The sequence below is a fragment of the Streptomyces sp. NPDC002884 genome (assembly GCF_040295245.1).
GTDB lineage: Bacteria > Actinomycetota > Actinomycetes > Streptomycetales > Streptomycetaceae > Streptomyces.
In genome coordinates this window covers 40,559-59,232 of record NZ_JBEOVB010000003.1, presented here as the reverse complement: position 1 = coordinate 59,232, position 18,674 = coordinate 40,559, and the positions used below count along the sequence as shown (strand labels likewise).

The window sequence follows — 18,674 nt, the reverse complement described above, 5'->3', positions numbered from 1 at the left end:
CGCAGTGGAGCGTGCCGATGCTGGGTGACCTGCCCGTCGAGAACGTCGGCCGGCTCCGCTCGGATCGGGTGATGCGGCGTCCGACGCTCTCCCGGGAAGACTTCCACCTGGTCAACGCGGGACCAGTGGTACGAAGGGGTCCGGCCGGCACAGGATCAGATGTCCGTTCTCTCACTCAGCCGTGTCGTCGCCTCCACGAGCGACACGGTGAACGGGTGACGCGGTGCGGTGAGCACTCGCTGGGCCGGTCCCTGTTCGACGAGTTCGCCGGCGTTCAGGACGGCGATGCGGTGGGCCAGGGCTGCGGCGTCCAGGTCGTGGGTGATCAGGACGAGGGACAGGTCGTCGCGGCCGTGGAGCAGGGCGGTGAGGATGCCGAGGATGCTCCGGCGGGTGATGGTGTCGAGGCCGGAGGTGATCTCGTCGCAGATGAGGACGCGGGGCCGGGCGAGCAGGGCGCGGGCGAGGGCCGCGCGCTGGAGTTCGCCGCCGGAGAGCTGCCCAGGGCGTCGGCGGACGAGGTCCTCGGAGAGGCCGAGATCGGCCAGAGTGGCCAGAGCCTCCTGCGTCGCGGCAGAGGGCTCTGCGCCGCGCAGTCGTATCGCGGTGCGGGCGATCTGGTGCAGGACGGGGCGGTGTTCGTCGAAGGCGGCGCGCGCGTCCTGGAAGACGTACTGTACGGCCGCCAGTTGTGTGCGGTCACGGTCGCGCAGGCTGCGCGGCAGTGGTGCGCCGTCGAGGAGGATCTCTCCGTCGTGGTCGCGGTGGAGTCCGGCCAGACAGCGGGCGAGGGTGGTCTTGCCGCTTCCGGAGCGGCCGACGACGGCCAGGCTCTCGCCCGTGCGTAGGTCGAGTTCGGGCAGGCGCAGTACCTCGGTCGGTCGGCGTGTGCCGTTGCGGTGGTGGGCGGTCAGGTCGCGTATCCGTAGGAGGGGGCGGCCGGTGACGACAGTGGATTCCGGTTCCGTGAACGACGGTTGCCCGGAGAGCGGTTCGTGGGTCCATTCGTGCCGGGGCGCGAGCAGCAGACGTGGTGCCGGGCCCGACTCCACGACCCGGCCCGCCCGCATGACGATCACCTCGTCGGCGAGTGCCCGTACGACGTCCATGTCGTGGCTGAGCAGGACGACGGCTATGCCACGTGCCGCGACGGCCGCCAACTCGTCGATGATACGGCTCTTGGTCAGGGCGTCCTGACCGGTGGTGGGCTCGTCGGCGACGACGATGCGGGCGCCGAGCAGCAGGGCCTGGGCGAGGACGACGCGTTGCTGCTGGCCGCCGGAGAGCTGGTGCGGGAGTCGGCGCAACAGTATGTCGGCGTCCGGGAGTTGGGCATCGGCGAGGGCGCGCAGGACGTGCTCGCGGGCCGCCGTCCGGCGCTTGCCGCGGGGCAGGTGCTGTACCTGGACGCGGGCGATGTCCGTCAGGAGGGCGGAGACACGGCGGGCGGGGTTGAGGACCGCGGCCGGGTGTTGGGGGATGTAGCCGACCAGACCGTCGGCAGCCGTGCGTACGTCGCCGGTGACGTGGGCGCCGGGCGGGTACTCGCCCAGCAGGGCGAGGCCGGTGGTGGTCTTGCCGCTGCCGGAGGCGCCGACCAGGGCGGTGACTCTGCCGGGGAGTGCCTTGAGGCTCACTCCGTCGACGATCGCCCTGCCACCGACCTCGACGCGCAGGTTCCGGATCTCGGCCACGGGTGCGTCGCAGGTGTCACCGACCGGGGCTGTCTCGTCGTCTGTGTGGTTCACGGCCGCCCTTCACCCTTTGCCCGGTCGCGGATGGTCCCCGTTCCGTCGGGGCGCGTCGTGCCCCGGTTCCGGTCGCTTCGGCGGTCGTTCGCGAGCGCGGCGTCGAAGAGGAGGTTGGTGCCCGTCGTGAGGGCGATGATCAGCAGGGCGGGGACGACCACGGCCCACGGCTGGACGAACAGGCCGGTGCGGTTGCGGTCGACCATGACCGCCCAGTCGGCGGCGTCCGGGGCGACCCCGACGCCGAGGAAGGCGGCGGTGGCGACCAGGTACAGCACGCCGGTCAGCCGGGTTCCGGCGTCGGCGGCCAGGGTGCGCAGCATGGAACGGCCGACGTAGCCGACTGCCGTCCGCCACCAGGTCTCGCCCTGCATGCGCAGCGCCTCGACCGCGGGGCGGGCGGCGGCCTCCGTCGCGGCGGCGCGTACCAGCCGGGCGGCGTCGGGCACGTTCACCAGTGCCACCAGCAGGGCCAGACCGACGGCACCGGGGGAGAACACGGTGGCGGCCAGCAGGATCAGCAGCAGCGACGGGATGGCGAGCAGGACGTCCAGAGGGCGCATCAGCAGTTCCTCCAGCCAGCGGCGATGCGTGAGCGCGCCGGCCAGACCGACGGGGAGCGCGACGAGATACGACAGGGCGGTGGCGGCGAGAGCGGTCAGCACGACCGGCCGGCCGCCGTGCAGCACCTGCTGCCCTACGCCCCGGCCCACGAAGTCGGTGCCGAGCCAGTGGCCTTCGTCGACGGCGAAGGACACCGTCCGCGGTCCTGGTTCGCCGGCGAACAGCGGGCCCAGCAGGGCGAGTACGAGGGGGAGGGCGACGACCGTCACGCCGAGGGCGAAGCGTGCCGTCCGGAGCTTCGGCGGCTTCGTCGGCTTCGTCATGCGGCGACCCCCGCCCGGGGTGCGAGACGGTGGGCGACGAGATCCGCGCCCAGGTTCAGTACGACGGTCAGCACGCCGAACACCACGGTGAGACCCTGGACCACCGGCATGTCACGTTCCGCGACGGCGTTCAGCAGAACGGTGCCGAGCCCCGGGATCACATAGAGCGCCTCCACGACGATGACGCCGCACAGCAGCCAGTCGATGGTGCGGGCGAGGTGCTGGGCGGCGGGGGCGAGGGCGCCCGGCAGGGCGTGGCCGTAGCGGATCCGGGTGCCGGAGATACCGTAGCGGCGGGCCTGGGCGACGTAGGGGGAGGCGAGCGCGTCGATCATGCCCGCCCGTACCAGTCGGGACAGGGAGCAGACTGGGCGGGAGAGCAGGACGAGCACGGGCAGGACGAGCGCGGCCGGGTGGCCGAGCAGGTCGGTGCCGTAGCCGACGGCGGTCGGCGGCAGCCATCCCAGCTGGAGTGCGAGGACGGTCACCAGCAGCACGCCGAGGGCGAACTCGGGCACCGCGTACACGGCGAGCGTGAGTGAGCTGATCAGCTGGTCGGCCAGGCGCCCCTCGTGGCGGGCGGCGAACACGCCGAGGCCGAAGCCGATCGGGACCAGCAGGGACACGGTGAGCGTGGCCAGCAGGAGGGTCGGGCCGAAGCTGTCGGAGATGTACGGGCCGACCGGGCGGCCGGAGGTCAGGGAGGTGCCGAAGTCGCCGTGCAGAAGACCCACCGCCCAGTCGGCGAGCCGTTCGTAGGCGGGCCTGTCGAGGTGCATGGCCTCGCGGATGGCGGCGATCCGGGCGGGGTCGGGCTGGTCGCCGGCCAGGACGACGGCGGCGTCGCCCGGCAGCGCCTCGGTGAGTGCGAAGACCAGCAGCACCACGGCCACGGTCTGGGCGACGCCGAGGAGCAGCCGCCGGGCGACGAAGGAGCGCAATCGGCTCACGCGAGCCAGACCTTGTCGAAGCGGGCCCAGTCGAGTGTGTTGGCGGGGGCCTTGGCCTCAACTCCCTTCAAAATCTTCGCCGTTCCGAGGATCCAGTCGGCGAAGCCCCAGATGAGGAACCCGCCCTCGGTGTACAGACGGCGCTGCATCCGCTCGTAGACGGCTGCCCGTTCGGTCTTGTCGCGGGTGGACTGGGCTTGCTGGTAGAGGGTGTCGAAGTCCTTGTGCTTCCACTTGGTGGCGTTGGTGGTGGAGTCGGTGAGCAGGCGCTGGGAGATGTGGGCCTCGATGGGCAGGGCGCCGGAGCGATAGCAGCACAGGGTGCCGTTGTCGAGGATGTCGGCCCAGTAGGAGTCCTTGCTGCCCATCTTCACGTCGACGGTGACGCCCGCCTTCTTCGCCTGGTCGCGGAAGATGCTGGCGGCCTCGGTGAACCCGGCGGCGACGGCCGAGGTGTCGAGGGTGACCTTCAGGTTCTCGGCGCCGGCCTGCTCGAGCAGGGCGCGGGCCTTGCCGAGGTCCTGCTCGCGTTGGGGCAGGCCATCGGCGTAGTACTCGTAGCCCTTGCCGAACAGGTCGTTGCCGACGGTGCCCGCACCGGACAGGGCGCCGTCGACGAGTTCCTTGCGGTCGGCGATGAGGAAGAAGGCCTCGCGTACGCGCTTGTCGTTGAAGGGGGCCCGGTCGGTCTTCATGCAGAACGCCTGCATGGCGCTGTTGCGCAGGCTCACGATCTCGATCTGTCCCTTGCCCTCGTGGGCGCGGGCGGTGGTGGGGTTGAGTTCGTGGGCGTACTCGACCTGCCCGCCGAGGAGGGCGTTGACGCGGGCGGACTCCTCGTTGGCGACGACGAACTCGAGCTCGTCGAGGTGCGGGGCGCCCTCCCAGTAGTCGTCGTAGCGGCGGAAGACGGCGGAGCGGCCGGGGGCGAAGGAGACGAACCGGAAGGGGCCGGAGCCGATCGGCTTCTTGTCGAAGTCGGTGCCGGTGGCGTTCTCGGGGACGATGTACGCGCCGAACGCGGCCAGAATGTTGGGGAATTCGGCGGTGGGCCGCTTGAGGACGAACTCGATGCCCCGCTCGCCGGTGGCGTGGCTGGCGTCGAGGTCGATGGGGTCGAGGGACGCCTTGGCGCGGAACGCCTGCTTCGGGTCGGCGATGCGCCGGTAGCTGTAGAGGACGTCGGCGGCGGTGACCGGCTTGCCGTTGTGGAAGGTGGCCTTGCGCAGAGTGACCTGCCAGCGGTCCAGGGTCTTGTTCGGCTCCCACTTCTCGGCGAGGCGGGGCTCGGCGGAGAGGTCGGCGCCGTAGTCGGCGAGCTTGTCGTACTGCGCCTTGGCGCGGGCGGCGTCGGCGAAGAGGTTGGCCAGGTGCGGGTCGAGGGTCTCGCCGGCGCCGCCGCCCGCGAACGCGGCGCGCAGCCGCCCGCCTCGCTTCGGTGTGCCGTTGCCCTTGGCGCCGGAGCCCTCGCTGCCGGAGCCGCCGCATCCGCTGAGGGCGAGCGCGCCGAGTGAGGCGGCGCCCGTGGCGGCGAGGAAGCCGCGGCGGCGCAGGCCGGGGAAGCGTTCTTTGTGCATGACTGTTCCTTGGGGCGTGGATGTCAGTGGATATCACTGGATGTCAATGGGTGGTGTGCAGGCGTGCGACGACGTGCAGCCGGTCCCCGTCCGCCGTGTCGCCGGGCAGTCGGCCTTCCCGCCAGGGAGGCTCGGTGCGCGGGCCGGGCCCGTCGTGGAGTTCGAGCACCTCGAAGCCGTGCGCGGCCAACAGGTGACGCAGCTCCTGCGGGAACAGCAGCCGCCACGCGGAACGCTGCTCGACCGGCGCCGACCCGTCGTCGGCGGTCCACCTGCGCGTGCGGCGCAGGAGCTGGGCCGTGCGGTCCACGGTGAGCGTGGTGTGGGACCGGTAGGCGGTGCTCCGCCAGACGAAGGAACTGACGGTGGGTGCGTCCAGCAGGTCGGTACGGCCCAGGAAATACGCGCCGTTGCGCATCTCCGCCACCAGGAGACCGCCGGGAGCCAGGGCACGGCGGCAGTCGGAGAGGAAGGCGTCGAGCTGGTCGTTGCTGTGGCAGTACAGCAGCGCGCTGTCCAGGCACACGACGGCGTCGAACACGTCCTGGCCGAGGTCGAAGCCGTGCAGGTCGGCACGGACGTACTCGGGTCCGGGGTGGTGGATGCGGGCGTGGGCGAGCATCGCCTCGGAGATGTCCGCCCCGGTGACGATACGACCGCCGCCGTGCAGGTGGGCGGCGTCGCGTCCGGTTCCGCAGCCCATGTCGAGCACGCGCGGTCCCGCTCCGTGCCGCCCGAGGCAGTCCTGCGCCCAGCGTCCGGCCAGCCGGTCGGGGTCGGGGAAGCGGGCCTCGTACAGCTCGGGGTTGTCGGTGAGCAGGTTGTGCGCAGCGGTCGTCGAAGTCATGTCGTGTCCCTCCTCAGGCCGTTGCGGGTATGGCGGGTGTCGACGGCGTCGGCAGCGACCCGAGCCGGCGCAGCCAGGCCACGCCCAGCGCGGAGGCGAGCCCGAACAGGGCGCAGCACACCCAAGGCAGCCAGCCGGCGTCTCCCCGCTCCCCGATGTCCATGGCCCAGCCGACGACGCTGTTGCCGACGGCGGCGGCGATGCCGGAGACCACGTAGAAGATGCCGAAGTAGGTGCCGGTCAGCTCCGGCCGGCCGAAGCCGGGGATCAGTTCCATCACGAACGGCTGGGCGACCATCACCCCGAGGTAGAGCAGCAGGGCGCCGGTCAGGACGGGCAGGGCGTGCAGCACCGCGTCGGCCGCGCCGTCCGGACTGCCGGAGCCGGCCGTCACCACGGCGGGCGGCAGGAAGGCCAGCGCCATGAGCCCCAGGCCCGTCGCGATCCAACGCGCTCTGTCCCCACGTCCCTTGAGCGCACGGGTGATGCGCAGTTGCAGTGCCAGGTTGGCGAGGGTGCCGACGACGAAGACGAGCCCGGCGGCGCCGTTCCAGCCAGTGGCCTGCCGGGCTCCGTCGGGCAGGAGCAGGTAGAGCTGGTTCTCCAGGGTGAACATGCCGACCATGGCGAGCGCGAAGGCGAGGAATGCCCTGTTGCCCAGGACCTCACGCCAGTCCGCGAGGACCGTGTCCTTGCTCGGCTCGACGTCCTGGACCGGCAGCACGAGGGCCTGCGCGACGGTGAGGACGGCGAAGATCGCGGCGGCGGTCAGAGCGGACGTGCGGAAGTCCACGAACAGCAGCGCGCTGCCCAGCAGCGGCCCGATCAGTGCTCCGGTGGTGGCGAACACGTTGAACAGGGCGAAGGCCTCGGCCCTGCGCTCGTCGGCCTCGTGAGCGATGTAGGTGCGCACCGCGGGGTTGAACAGTGCCCCGGCGAGCCCGCTGAGCACGGACGCGGCGAGCAGCACGGCCAGGTTGTCGCCGAGCGCGAACAGGGCGAATCCGACGGTACGCAGGGCACAGCCGGCGATGATGACGCCGCGCGCGCCGAGCCGGTCGGAGGCGGAGCCGCCGATGATGAACAGCCCCTGCTGGCTGAGGTTGCGCACGCCGAGCACGATGCCGACGACGGCCGCCGACATGCCCAGGTTGTCGGTGAGGTGGGTGGCGAGGTAGGGGATGAGGAGGTAGAAGCCGATGTTGACGCCGAGCTGGTTGACCAGCAGAAGCTGGACCGCGAGCGGGAAGCGGCGCATCTCACGCCACGCCTTCATGCGCCCCCACCTCCTGAACTCCCAGTCCGGGAAAGCCACTTGCGCGCACGATGCCGTCCTCGCCGCCGATGCCGGTCCACGGGTCGTGGGCGAGCAGCAGATGTCCGTCGAGGTCGGCCCAGCGGACCCGGTCGGCGAGGTGGACGGCGGGTGCGAGGCCGAGGCTGCTGGCGGTCAGGCACCCCAGCATCACTTCCGTGCCACTGCCGTCGATCAACTCGGCGATGCGCAGGGCCGCGTGCATTCCGCCGCACTTGGCGAGTTTGACGTTGACCCCCTGGACGCGGCCGGCCAGGCGGCGCACGTCCTCCAGGTCGACGGCGTCCTCGTCGGCGATGATCGGCAGCGGTGAGCGTTCGGCCAGCGCGCCGAGGGCTTCCGGGTCGCCAGGCGCGACGGGCTGCTCGACCGCCTCGACACCGAGGTCGGCGAACCGGGGCAACAGCGCCTCGGCCTGCGCCACCGTCCAGGCGCCGTTGGGGTCGAGCAGGAGCCGGACCCGGGGCGCCGCGTCGCGGATGACCCGGACGCGCTCCACGTCGTCCGCCGGGTCAGGGGTTCCCGCCTTGACCTTGATGATCTCGAAGCCGCTCGTCGCGAGAGAACGGGCCTGTGTCGCCGCGTCGGCGAGGGAGGTGATGCCGATCGTGCGGGCGGTGGCCGCGACCGGAGACGCGGCGGCACCGAGCAGCCGGTGGACGGGGGTGTTCGCGCGCTTGCCGACGAGGTCGAGCAGTGCGGCCTCGGCGGCGGCGGTCACGGCCGGGGGAGTGCCCTCGTCGGCCGACTCGCCCGTCCGCAGTGCATCGAGGGCGCTTTCGGGGTCGGGGAAGCGGGCGAGTGCCGCGCCGACGGCGGTGAGGAGCCGTTCCAGGGTCTCGGCGTCGAGCCCGTAGTAGACGCTGGTGACGGCCTCACCATGGCCGGTCACGCCCTCGTGTTCGATGCTCAGCCATACGGCGTCGCGGGCGGTCATGGTGGAGCGGGAGATGCGCAGTGGCGCGGCGAGTTCGAGGCGTACGGTGCGCAGGCCGGCCTTCACAGGGTCCTTTCCGGGTGAGGTGCGGCCGGGGGTGCGGCCTTCAGCGGGTCGGTGACGCGGGTGCAGCGCACCCAGCCGGTGGCCTCGGCCGCGCCGGGGTGCGGGATCTCGACGGGCCGGGTGGCTGCGGTGCTCGGGTCGAGGCCGTGGGCGGTGGCGAAGCCGTCGTCGTAGACCGTGCCGAGGTAGCGGTGCGGGCCGTCGGGGAAGACGGTGGCGACGACCGCGCCGGGGTGGACGCGGGCGGCCCAGGCGGCGACGCGGGCGGCGGCGCCGGTGCTCCATCCGCCGCTGACGAACGAGCCGCGGGCCAGGCGGCGGCAGCTGTCCACGGCTTCGGCCGGGCCGACCCAGTGGACCTCGTCGAAGGCGTCGTAGGCGACGTTGCGCGGGTGGATGCTGCTGCCGAGTCCGCGCATCAGCCGGGGCCGGGCGCGCTGGCCGAAGATGGTGGAGCCGGTCGCGTCCACCCCGATCAGCCGCAGCGCGGGCCAGCGCCGCCGCAGCGGGCCGATGATGCCCGCGCTGTGACCGCCGGTGCCGACGCTGCACACCAGAATGTCGAGGTGGTCGAGCCGGTCGACGAGTTCGGCGGCGAGGGATGCGTAACCGGCCCTGTTGTCGGGGTTGTTGTACTGGTCCGGCCAGTAGGCGCCGGGCAGGACGGTGAGCACCTCCCGCAGTCGGGCGAGCCGCGCCGCCTGCCAGCCGCCGCGGGCCGCCGGGCAGTCCACGATCTCCAGCCGCACACCATGGGCGCGCAGCAACTGCCGCATGGTCGGCTCCAGTTCGTTGTCGCCGACCAGCACGACGGGATGACCGAGGGCCTGGCCCGCGAAGGCGAGCCCGATCCCGAGCGTGCCCGAGGTGGACTCCACCACCGGTGCGCCGGGCTGGAGTTCGCCGCGCTCACGGGCCCCCAGCAGCATCGAAACGGCGGCACGTGCCTTCATGCCGCCCGCCGCGAGCCCTTCGAGCTTGGCCCAGAAGCCGGGATGCGGGCCGGGCAGGTCGGACGTGATGCGGACCAGGGGGGTGCGGCCGAGCAGGGTGAGCAGTTCCGGGCGTTCCGGGCAGGCGAGGGGGCGTACGGCCGCCGTGGTCATCGTTCGCCCTTCGGGCAGGGGCCGCCGTAGTGGTGCACGGCGCCGGGACCGCCGTCGAGCCAGAAGAAGGGGTACGGCTCGGCGCACACCGCGCTCACCCCGTGGCCGAGGAAGCGGGGCAGTACGGCGCTGCCGGTCTGGGCGAACATCACCAGCTGCTTGCCGTGCGCCAGCGAGTGCCGCCGCAGCGGTTCGAAGGTGCCGTTGCCCAGCGTCATCCCGGACACCAGCAAGGCGTCGCAGCGCCCGGCCTCGGCAAGCGCGTCAGTGGCGACCGGCTCACCCCACTCGGTCAGCCCGCCCTTGAGGTCACAGGGCACATAGCGGAGCCCACGCGAACGCAGCTCCTCCAGAAGCGAGTTGACGACGCCCACCACGAGCACGGTGGCGCCCGCCGGCGGATCGAGCAGTTCGACGACGGCCTTCGCCCGGGTCCGGGACTTCTCCAGCGACGTCCCGGCGGGCAGCGGCACTGACCGTGCCCCGTTCTGCGGTGTATGGGGAGTGACGTGCATCAGATAGGCGTCCAGCGCGGCCACGCGCACCGGCAGCAGCGGAGAGGCCAGCAGGTGAGCCACGCTCGCGCCGACACACTCCTCGACCGTACGGTCGGGCAGCGTCCCGGGCTCGACCGCGCACGATCCGACGGCCTCGCCCAGACGCAGGCTGAGCACCTCGTTGCGGTAGCCGGTGCCGCGTCCGTCGTGCCGCACCGCCTGCCGAGTGGTGAAGGCCACCACGATCTGCTGCGTAGCCGGATCCGGACCGAGTTCGCCGGCGCGTACGCACGCCAGGAGACGGTCGTACGTCTCGCATGCCGTCGTACGGGATGTGCCGGTGACGGCGGTCATCGGATCACCAGCCCGGTACGCAGTTCACCGAGGAGGACCTCGACATGGTCGCGGGCGCCCAGGCCCTCGGCGTCACCTGCCATGACGTGCCCGAGGTACTCGTTGTTGCTGCCCGCCGCCTTCACCTGCTGGCCGGGCTCGGCGAGCTGTACTTCCAGCACACCCGGCGCGTTCCGGAGTCCGCCGTCGTCCAGCTGGTGGAGCGTGCCCGAGGCCTCCGGCACGAGGAAGCCGATGGCCGCACTGCGCAGCCCGGTGTCGCCGCCCCGCAGGTCGGGCTCGCGGCCGAGGGACACCTCCACGAAGGCCGCGGCCAGGTCGATGCCGGTCACATGGCGGACGAGTTCGGTGATGCGGTTCCCGGCAGGCCGAGGGTTGACCTCGACCACGCGAGGACCGGCAGAGGTCAGCTTGATCTCGGTGTGCGCCACCACACCGTCGGTCAGGCCGAGCGCCTCGATCGCGGCGAGGGCGGTCTGCTCGGCGGCCTCGGTGTCGGCGGCCGGCAGGGCGGCGGGGAACATGTGCCCGGTCTCGATGAACGCGGGCACCCCACCGATGCTCTTGTCGGTCACGCCCACCACGTGGACCGCACCCGCATGCGACACCGTCTCGACGCTCACCTCGGGGCCGTCCAGCAGTTCCTCGATCAGGACGGTGGGCTCCCGCCGCTGCCCGCGGGCGTTGACCGGCGAATCGGCCAGCACGCGTACGGAGGCGGCGAGTTGCTCCTCGTCGTCCACGCGCCGCACGTACATGCCCGCGCACAGGTCGACGGGCTTGACCACCAGCGGATAGCCGATTTCTCGGGCAGCGCGGGCGATGTCGGCCCACTCCTCGTGCGCGGCGAAGCGCGGCCCGGGCACCCCGGCGTCGGCGAGGACACGACGGGTGGTGTCCTTGCGGCAGGCGTCCTCCACCGCCTCTGGGGGCGATCCCGGCAGACCCAGATGGCTGGCGATCCGTGCCGCGGTCGGCAGGTAGTAGTCACAGGAAGTGATCACGCCGTCGAAGCGCAGCACCTCGTGCAGCCGCTCGATCTCCGGCAGCAGGGCGCCGGTGTCGTTCGTGTCGGCGGTGATCACGTTCCGGGCGCCGAGCAGCGGGTGCCCCGCACCCTCGGGCGCCGAGCGGAGGTAGTGGTGCAGGTCGCGGGTGAGGAACGTGAACTCGTGGCCGCCCTCCCGGATCGCCCGTGGCAACAGTCTGCTCATCGACCCGACCCAGCTTTCGACCATCAGCAGATGAGCCACAACTCCCCTTTTCGTACGAGCGGTTCAGACCTCAGGGCAGCCCGGAGAACCCTCGGGCAGAGGGGGCGGGCATTGCGCTCCGCACACGCTATCGATAATCATTTTCGTTTACCAGTCCCTTGTCGGAGCCGTCGGGAGACGGATCCTCGCCTCGTCGCAGCACCCTGGCCGTGGCAGAGACCCTGTCGCCGCCACTCCCGCGCAGGCCCTGGTCGGGAGTGGGCCCCGGGGGTGGTGCGGGTGGCCGCAAGTGCGTCTGACCTATCGGGACTTGGCTTGCTGACCTGGGTCCTGATCGCCACGGCTGCCGCTTTGTGGGGCTGCGGCGCGGGCCCTGCTGCGGGATGGTCTCGTCGACGATGATGGCCGGATGCGTGCCCTGGACCTCGGACCGGCAGGCCGAGGCAGCGGCACGAGCGCCATGCTTCTGGGTCGGGTGGCGGCGACACTGAACTGACGTACGACAGGGCGCGTCATGAGGGTGTTGGCGATGGGGGTGGCATGAGAGTCGCGACGGCAACGGTTCGCGCGGTGAACGGGTTGACCGCGCGGTGGGCGGCTGCTTCGGAGGCAGGCACGGTGTTCTCGGCGGCGGGGGTGTGGCCGCTGCTGGCCTACCTGGCCGACGGCGCCGAGGGCGCGGTGCGGGCCGAGCTGGCGGAGACTCTTGGCCTGCCCGCCGGGCAAGCGGCGGATGCCGCACGCGAGTTGCTCGCTGCGATGGGCGCCATGCGGGGACTGGAAACGGCTCTGGGGCTGTGGACGAAGCGCACGCTGGAGCTGAGGGAGGAGTGGGAGGCAGGCCTGCCGGCTGACGTCCACGGGGTACTCACCGGGGACCCTGCGGCCGACCACCGGGCGTTGGACGCGTGGACGGCGAAGCGGACCGGCGGGCTGATCGACCGTATGCCGGTCCCGCTGACCGAGGACACGCAGATGGTGCTTGCGAGCGCGCTGACCCTGCGCACGCAGTGGCTCAGCCCCTTCCACGAAGTGGAACTGGAGACTGACCACGAGCCCTGGGCCACCAAGCCGCGGCTGGGCCTGTGGCGCTCCAGTACCGTGCTGGACCGGGTGGGTGTGGCGGACACACCCGGCGGATACGTCACCGAGCTGAAGGTGCTGGGCAACAACGCCCTGGACGTGCACCTGCTGCTCGGGGAGGAGGACATGGGGCCGGGGCAAGTGCTGGGAGCCGGGGTCGACATCCTCGCCGGCCGGTGGCCGGTTGTGCCGGGACCGCGGCTGCCCTACGGGAACGTGGGCCCGGGCCTGCGGGTGGAGAAGGTGCGTTGCACGCGGCCCGAGCCGCCGTCGCTGGAGGTGACGACCGTGGCGTACAACCTCAACGCGCACCACGATCTGCTGAAGCTGCACCGGTTGTTCGGGCTCACGACGGCACGGGACAACTCACGCGGACAATTCCCCGGCATCAGCGACTTCCCGCTCGCCATCGGGTCGGCCGAGCAGAACACCATGGCGAAGTTCGGCGCGTTGGGGTTCGAGGCCGCCGCCGTGACGGCGTTCGGCGCATTCGCCGCAGGCATGCCCGACCTCCGCTACGTGACCACCAGGATCGGCGCCGCCTTCGACCGCCCCTTCGGCTTCCTCGCCCTGCATCGTCACACGCGGCTCGTGCTGACGGCCGGCTGGGTCACGGATCCGTTGCCGTTCCCCGAGTACGACGGGGAGGACGAGGGGTGATCGGGCCAGTGGTGCTGCCCAGGACGGAGGCCCGGATCGTGACGACTTCCTGGGCGTCGCCGTCGATCTGACACAGGGTGGCGATGGCGATGTCGCGGTCCAGCTGGGGGCGCGACGTCCCTGCTGATGGCCGCCCGCAGGGCGGGAAGCAGTCCGGCAACCGTCGCGCCCAGGGGGTGAGCGGGTGCGCTCCAGCACGCCCGCCCCCGACATCTCAGCGCCGCCTCTTCGCACAGCCCCGCCGGCCGCCGCACAAAAGCTTCATCGGTTGAGCGTTCCGCCGCCCCCGACTTCCAATCCCGCAGAAGGAAGCGAACCAGACAGACAGGGCGCACAACCGGCCCAGACAGCAGGGACCTTGTTCCCGTACTCCAGCGCTAGCGTGTGCGGCATGACGACGCTGATCATCGGTGGCAGCGGGTTCTTAGGGACGGAGCTATTGCGCCAAGCGCACCCTCGGGGCTGGGAGGTGGATGCTACGTTTCACTCCCGCCCCAGTGCGACGCGCGCCGGCGCCTGGCACCAGCTCGATGTCCGTGATCCCGCACAGGTGGAAGCGCTCCTGGTCACGGTGGCACCTCGCGCGGTGATCAACGTGACCAGCGGCGGTGCGGACTGGGCGATCACCGCGGACGGCTCCGTCCACATCGCCATGGCCACCGCGAAGCTCGGAATACGCCTGGTACACGTCTCCTCCGATGCCGTGTTCTCCGGCATCGGCAAGGCCCGTTACGACGAGACCTGCGCCCCGGACCCGATCACCCCGTACGGGGCCGCGAAGGCCGCCGCTGAGACCGCTGCGCGACTGCTGTGCCCGGACGGCGTTGTCGTCCGCACCTCCCTGATCATCGGCGACGGAGGATCCCACCACGAACGGGTGGTGCACGAGCTGGCTGCCGACGAGCGGGAGGGAGCCCTGTTCACGGACGACATTCGCTGCCCTGTTCATGTCACCGATCTCGCGGCTGGTTTGTGGGAGCTCGCGGCCTCAAATGAGGCAGGTGTCTTCCACCTCGCCGGCACCGACGCCCTCAGCCGCTACGCGTTGGGCGTGCTCATCGCCCGCCGTGACGGCATCGCACCCTCCTTGCTGCCCGCGGGCCGTCGGGCGGACACCCTGCTTCCGGGGGCCCTGGACGTACGCCTCGACAGCCGCGCCACGCAACACCGGCTGGACATCAGGCTCCGTGGCGCCAAGGAGTTCCTCCATGCGAGGTAACACCCGCTGGCCGACCAGAACCTCCTTCGTGCCTGTCTTCCCGGCCGAGCGGGTGGTGCCCACGACCTGCGCCCCACCCCGCGTCAGGTGTTAGGCCTCGGTCTTGGGCCGCTTGCTCGGCCGGGTGAGGGACTTGCCAGGTTCGCGCGGAGCACCTCGTCACTGTGATTCGCCGGAACCTGCCCCGCGATCGACGGCACCCGCCAGGACGGACCGGGTGACCCGCACCGCGGACCTCCGGCACCACCACGGCCGCACCCGGCACGCCACCGACCGTGCCGTGCCCAGCGACTTTCACTGGAGCGGGGCCAGGACAGCCGCCTGAAGCCGACCATGGCGCCGTGCGCGTACGACATCCGTGTGGGTGCTTGGGGTACTCACGTCCGTCCTCCTGCGGTGGCGGTGGCGGTGGCGGTGGCGGTGGCGGTGACGGGTGTGCGGTACGCCACGATCCAATCAGCGACCGCAGGGACGCGGCTGAGCCGCTGGAGTTCAGCCGCGATGTTGCGCAGTGCTTGCAGCGGTCGGTCGGAGCGCACCTCGGGGAGGATTCCCCCGGGACTTCGCCCGCGGCATCGGCGGCGCCCTTCAGCCACGCCGGGTCTCCAGCCGCCCGCACGCAATCGTTGGCAGGCGGTTCACGGCGGGGCAGACCATTCGGTCAGTCGCGCCAGCGCCTGGGTGTACTCGCTCAGGTAGCGCTCTGGGTTGGCCGCCACGGCGCGCTGATACAGCTGGACCGACTCCTGCGCCGGTGCAATTGCTTCGCTGCGCCGGTTCAGCTGCACCAGTCGAACGCCCAGGTTGAGCATGGACCGCGCCAGGTCGCCGACATACCGGTCGTTGTTGGCTTGCATCAGTTGTCTGCGTAGGGCTACTGCTTCTTGGGTTGCCGGCAGAGCTTGCTGCGGGCGAGCCAGTTGCGACAGCCAGATACCGAGGTTGTCCAGGGAGGTGGCCAGGTCGCCGAGATAGCGGTCCGGGTTCGCCTCGGCCAGTGAGCGCCGGATGGACACGGCCTCCTGCGTCAGCGGTAACGCCTCTTCTGGGCGTCCCAGTTGGGTCAGCGAGACTCCCAGATTGTCCAGGGCGCGTGCCAGGTCACCGAGGTGGAGCTCGGGTTCGGTGGTGACGAGTTCCCGGTAGGCGGCCACAGCCTCCTGGGTGGGCGTCAGTGCCTGTCCTGGCTGGCTGAGTTCGGAGAACCGCACCCCCAGGTTGCTGAGGGCGGCAGCCAGGCGGGCGTTGTACAGCCGGGGTTCCGTGGCGGCGAGCTCCCGGTAGCCGGCTACAGCCTCCTGGGTGGGCGTCAGTGCCTGTCCGGGCTGGCCGAGTTCGGAGAAACGCACGCCCAGCTCGTCCAGCGACGCCGCGAGGTCGCCGGCGTAGCGGGCCGGATGGGTGACGGCCAGCCCGCGGCGGACATCCACGGCCTCACGCACCGGCTGGAGAGCGCTTCTGCGTTGTCCAGCCTGGGAATAGGCGAGCCCGAGTGTCATCAGCCACCGAGCCCTGAGGGCGGGGCGCGTATGGGGTGGCAGCTGCTGCACGATCCGCAGGACGACCGTGAGATTCGCCGAGGCCAGCGCGACGGTGGGGTACGGGATCATGCGGTGGACTGCTGCGAGTTCACGTCTGTTCAACGGCGCGTCGTCGAGGACGCGAGCCACAACGGAACCCAGGACGCCGCCTACACGGGCGGCGATCGCTATCGCCGGCGGCAGCAGGTCCGCACTCTCCCGCACGACTCGTTCCAGGAGGCGGGCCGCCGCCGGGTGATGGGCTCCACCGCGGGCAATGACAGCGAGCGCACTCACCGTCTCGGAGAGTCCGGCGCCGTGCAGGAATACGGCGAGGAGATCACCGTCCTGCTCGAAGACATCACACACGAGCTGCTCTGCGACCAGGTCCGGCAGGAGCGAGCCCCACCAGCCAGGGCCGACGGGCGGGTACAGCGCACGCAGCCAGCACGCCACGTCGCGACGCGCACCCAACCCGGCATCACTCAGCTCCGGCACCTTCGTCAGCAGCCGCGCCGCCTCATCCAGACCCACGGGCGTGAAAAGGCAGGCAAGAGCCACAACAGCACGGGATCCACGCGTGCCCGTCTGCGCCAGAACGGCCGGCTCCGACCCTGCCCACAGATGAGCTTCATGCCCCAGCAGCGTCCGAAGCACGTCACTGACACTCGTCGCAGTGTTCGCGACGGGGCCGCCAGCAGCGCCAGACCCGCCCGAGGCCGCATCCACTTCCTGGAGCACGGCGACCAGGGCGGCTGCATGCAGCACGAGCACCGGCACCTGGCTCGCCGCAGTCGGCACCGGCACCTCGGCGGACAGCGGGACAGGCACCCCCATCTCGCGCGCGAAGCAGGGGACCGCGCGTTCGACGAGCTCCCGGTCACTCAGCCCTGCGCCCAGGTCCAGTCCCAACTCCTGCACGTGAGTGTGCTCCACCACGGCCCGCACCGGTGCGTCCTCGGCCGCGAGCGCCTGCCACCACTCGCCTGCGCTGCGAGCCAGGAGCAGCACCCGCGCCTCATGCAGGGCAGACACCACAGACCGTAAGAGAGAGGCGAGTTCGGGCCGGGACTCGGCATAGTCGACGACCAGGAGAACACGGCAGTCGGTGCCTTCACGCGCCACCTCCCACGCCCTGGCTTCCATGTGCGCGCCTACCTGCGCGCAGTGCCAGCCTTCGCGGCCCAGGACCTCCATGACGTGCTCGGCCAGCCGTGTCTTGCCCGCGCCGCCGGGCGCCGTCAGTAAGCGGACCGCGTCGGTGCCTTCGCTGCGGCACCACGTCAACAGCTCGGCCGCCTCACTCTGACGGCCTGTGAACGGCACCACCGCCAGCTGCGACGTGAGATATCGGCTCACTGAGGGGGAAGGGGTAGGCCCTGGCAGGCTGACCAGCGCATCACGGCGTGCCGCACGCTCATTGCGCGCGTCCACCCAGCCGGGGATGAAGGCACCCAAGGCACCGCTTATCCCGGCAGCGCCGGCGGTGATCCAGCCTGAGCCTCCCAGCACGGTTGCGCCCGCCCCCACCACCGCGGCGAGGATGAAGCCAACGGCAGCGAACTGTCTGATGTGGCGCGGGCGAAAGGCTGTCAGCACGTGGCGCACCGACCTTCGGTTCTCTGCTCGTGCACGGCCGATACGCAGTCGAGTCGCGGCACGGGGGTGTTCACCGCAACCTCACCGAAGCTCCGTCACCGACCACGATCGGCCCGCAGCGCATTCAGTCCTTCGAAAGACCTGGAATGCAGAGAGATATCCCCTGTGATGTCCACCGCGCAGCCTGCCGCCTTCAGCCGCTCGGCGATCTTTCCCAAGGCAGGGGCCGAACCGTCGAACCGGATGACATTGCGGCCGGCGAGATCAGAGATGGGCTTCCCGGCGCCAACCTGAACGATCACCGTGCGCTCCGGGTATGCCATCAGCAGCATGCCGAGCTCGATCAGCACATTGGGCCGCGGCTGAGGCGACAGCTCCATCTCGTGCTCGGGTTCATGAGTCGAGCGCAAATCGGGGTGCAGCATGACAAGGTCGTCCGGAGTGAGTAAGACCAGAGCAGCCTGGGCCAAGCCGGGCATCTGTGCGACGACCTGGTCGAGGAAAGGAGAGCTTGCGCCACCGGCATGGACTGCGTCCTCCCATTGGAGCGGACGCAGATCCAACCCACGCAGAAAATCGAACATCGCGGACCGAACGGCCGTGTCCCGCCCGAACACCACGAAGACATTGCGCTCGCGTCCGCCTGAACGCTCTACGGCGTCACCTTGGGCAGCTACGTCGTCATGAACGTCACGCAGATGCCCGGACGCGATACCGCTGCCGAAGCTATTGAAATTGCCGAAATTATTGTCTCCGCTGTTTACGATATTCCCGCGAAAATCACCGCTCATCACGCGGACGCCCCCGGTCAGCCACATAGTCCCGACACAACGTCACCACCTTGAGAGCGTATCGAACATGCCCGGAGAGACCCACGGCCTCCACGAAGGCCGCGACAGGGAAACAGACGACCGCCGCAAGACCTCGGCCAGACCACCCCCCCTGCTCGGACCACCCCCCTGCTCGGACCCCCCCCTGCTCGGATCGCGCCCAAGATTTGGCGTGGCACGACCTCTCGCTGACTTGGACCCCTGAACCGTGACCCGCCCTCAAGGAACTGGAGGGCGACCGCCTGCCGATACCGGCACATGTCCC

The 18,674-nt window shown here is 70.9% G+C and carries 15 protein-coding genes; 2 read left to right on the top strand and 13 right to left on the bottom strand.

Features of this window, described 5'->3' with window-relative positions:
- Positions 1-155: 155 nt before the first annotated feature.
- The 10 genes from ABT070_RS07660 to ABT070_RS07615 are packed head-to-tail and all read right to left on the bottom strand — an operon-like array spanning position 156 to position 11,537.
- The gene (locus ABT070_RS07660; RefSeq protein WP_351756165.1) at positions 156-1,748 is read right to left on the bottom strand and encodes an ABC transporter ATP-binding protein; all 1,593 of its coding nucleotides are present in this window, start codon (positions 1,746-1,748) and stop codon (positions 156-158) included.
- Complete coding sequence (locus ABT070_RS07655) at positions 1,745-2,635, bottom strand: ABC transporter permease (RefSeq protein WP_351756162.1); 891 nt, start codon at positions 2,633-2,635, stop codon at positions 1,745-1,747. The genes ABT070_RS07660 and ABT070_RS07655 overlap by 4 nt, the downstream gene beginning before the upstream one ends.
- Positions 2,632-3,585, bottom strand: coding sequence for an ABC transporter permease (locus tag ABT070_RS07650; protein WP_351756159.1), 954 nt, complete (start codon positions 3,583-3,585; stop codon positions 2,632-2,634). Before ABT070_RS07650 ends, ABT070_RS07655 begins: the two co-directional genes overlap by 4 nt.
- Positions 3,582-5,162, bottom strand: coding sequence for an ABC transporter substrate-binding protein (locus ABT070_RS07645; protein ID WP_351756156.1), 1,581 nt, complete (start codon positions 5,160-5,162; stop codon positions 3,582-3,584). The genes ABT070_RS07650 and ABT070_RS07645 overlap by 4 nt, the downstream gene beginning before the upstream one ends.
- A gap of 43 nt (positions 5,163-5,205) precedes the next feature.
- Positions 5,206-6,009, bottom strand: a complete 804-nt coding sequence (locus ABT070_RS07640) for a class I SAM-dependent methyltransferase (protein WP_351756153.1) — start codon at positions 6,007-6,009, stop codon at positions 5,206-5,208.
- Positions 6,010-6,022: 13 nt separating this feature from the next.
- Positions 6,023-7,285 carry an MFS transporter gene (locus ABT070_RS07635; protein WP_351756151.1) on the bottom strand — a complete coding sequence of 421 codons (1,263 nt, stop codon included), beginning with the start codon at positions 7,283-7,285 and terminating at the stop codon, positions 6,023-6,025.
- A complete protein-coding gene (locus tag ABT070_RS07630; protein WP_351756148.1) occupies positions 7,269-8,327 on the bottom strand; it encodes a dipeptide epimerase in 1,059 nt (352 codons plus the stop codon). Before ABT070_RS07630 ends, ABT070_RS07635 begins: the two co-directional genes overlap by 17 nt.
- The gene (locus ABT070_RS07625) at positions 8,324-9,433 is read right to left on the bottom strand and encodes a PLP-dependent cysteine synthase family protein (RefSeq protein ID WP_351756145.1); all 1,110 of its coding nucleotides are present in this window, start codon (positions 9,431-9,433) and stop codon (positions 8,324-8,326) included. The genes ABT070_RS07630 and ABT070_RS07625 overlap by 4 nt, the downstream gene beginning before the upstream one ends.
- Positions 9,430-10,284: a Rossmann-like domain-containing protein gene (locus tag ABT070_RS07620; protein WP_351756143.1), complete on the bottom strand. Its 855-nt coding sequence runs from the start codon at positions 10,282-10,284 to the stop codon at positions 9,430-9,432. The genes ABT070_RS07625 and ABT070_RS07620 overlap by 4 nt, the downstream gene beginning before the upstream one ends.
- Positions 10,281-11,537: an ATP-grasp domain-containing protein gene (locus tag ABT070_RS07615; protein WP_351756140.1), complete on the bottom strand. Its 1,257-nt coding sequence runs from the start codon at positions 11,535-11,537 to the stop codon at positions 10,281-10,283. The genes ABT070_RS07620 and ABT070_RS07615 overlap by 4 nt, the downstream gene beginning before the upstream one ends.
- Positions 11,538-12,038: 501 nt before the next feature.
- Here ABT070_RS07615 and ABT070_RS07610 point away from each other — a divergent pair.
- Positions 12,039-13,241, top strand: coding sequence for a serpin family protein (locus tag ABT070_RS07610; RefSeq protein ID WP_351756138.1), 1,203 nt, complete (start codon positions 12,039-12,041; stop codon positions 13,239-13,241).
- Positions 13,242-13,632: 391 nt separating this feature from the next.
- Positions 13,633-14,460 carry an SDR family oxidoreductase gene (locus ABT070_RS07605; protein ID WP_351756135.1) on the top strand — a complete coding sequence of 276 codons (828 nt, stop codon included), beginning with the start codon at positions 13,633-13,635 and terminating at the stop codon, positions 14,458-14,460.
- A 377-nt stretch (positions 14,461-14,837) separates the two neighbouring features.
- Here the strand turns inward: ABT070_RS07605 and ABT070_RS07600 are convergent, their stop codons facing one another.
- The 3 genes from ABT070_RS07600 to ABT070_RS07590 all read right to left on the bottom strand — a co-directional run bounded on the left by ABT070_RS07600 (position 14,838) and on the right by ABT070_RS07590 (position 18,397).
- The gene (locus ABT070_RS07600) at positions 14,838-14,999 is read right to left on the bottom strand and encodes a hypothetical protein (RefSeq protein WP_351756132.1); all 162 of its coding nucleotides are present in this window, start codon (positions 14,997-14,999) and stop codon (positions 14,838-14,840) included.
- Between the two features lie 99 nt (positions 15,000-15,098).
- Complete coding sequence (locus ABT070_RS07595) at positions 15,099-17,588, bottom strand: tetratricopeptide repeat protein (RefSeq protein WP_351756130.1); 2,490 nt, start codon at positions 17,586-17,588, stop codon at positions 15,099-15,101.
- Positions 17,589-17,674: 86 nt separating this feature from the next.
- Positions 17,675-18,397 carry a TIR domain-containing protein gene (locus ABT070_RS07590; protein WP_351756127.1) on the bottom strand — a complete coding sequence of 241 codons (723 nt, stop codon included), beginning with the start codon at positions 18,395-18,397 and terminating at the stop codon, positions 17,675-17,677.
- Positions 18,398-18,674 lie beyond the last annotated feature (277 nt).

Coding starts and splice junctions, on each gene's coding strand:
- ABT070_RS07655 (WP_351756162.1), bottom strand. CDS start 2,635: ATGACGAAGCCGACGAAGCCGCCGAAGCTCCGGACGGCACGCTTCGCC.
- ABT070_RS07645 (WP_351756156.1), bottom strand. CDS start 5,162: ATGCACAAAGAACGCTTCCCCGGCCTGCGCCGCCGCGGCTTCCTCGCC.
- ABT070_RS07640 (WP_351756153.1), bottom strand. CDS start 6,009: ATGACTTCGACGACCGCTGCGCACAACCTGCTCACCGACAACCCCGAG.
- ABT070_RS07635 (WP_351756151.1), bottom strand. CDS start 7,285: ATGAAGGCGTGGCGTGAGATGCGCCGCTTCCCGCTCGCGGTCCAGCTT.
- ABT070_RS07625 (WP_351756145.1), bottom strand. CDS start 9,433: ATGACCACGGCGGCCGTACGCCCCCTCGCCTGCCCGGAACGCCCGGAA.
- ABT070_RS07620 (WP_351756143.1), bottom strand. CDS start 10,284: ATGACCGCCGTCACCGGCACATCCCGTACGACGGCATGCGAGACGTAC.
- ABT070_RS07610 (WP_351756138.1), top strand. CDS start 12,039: ATGAGAGTCGCGACGGCAACGGTTCGCGCGGTGAACGGGTTGACCGCG.
- ABT070_RS07605 (WP_351756135.1), top strand. CDS start 13,633: ATGACGACGCTGATCATCGGTGGCAGCGGGTTCTTAGGGACGGAGCTA.
- ABT070_RS07590 (WP_351756127.1), bottom strand. CDS start 18,397: ATGTGGCTGACCGGGGGCGTCCGCGTGATGAGCGGTGATTTTCGCGGG.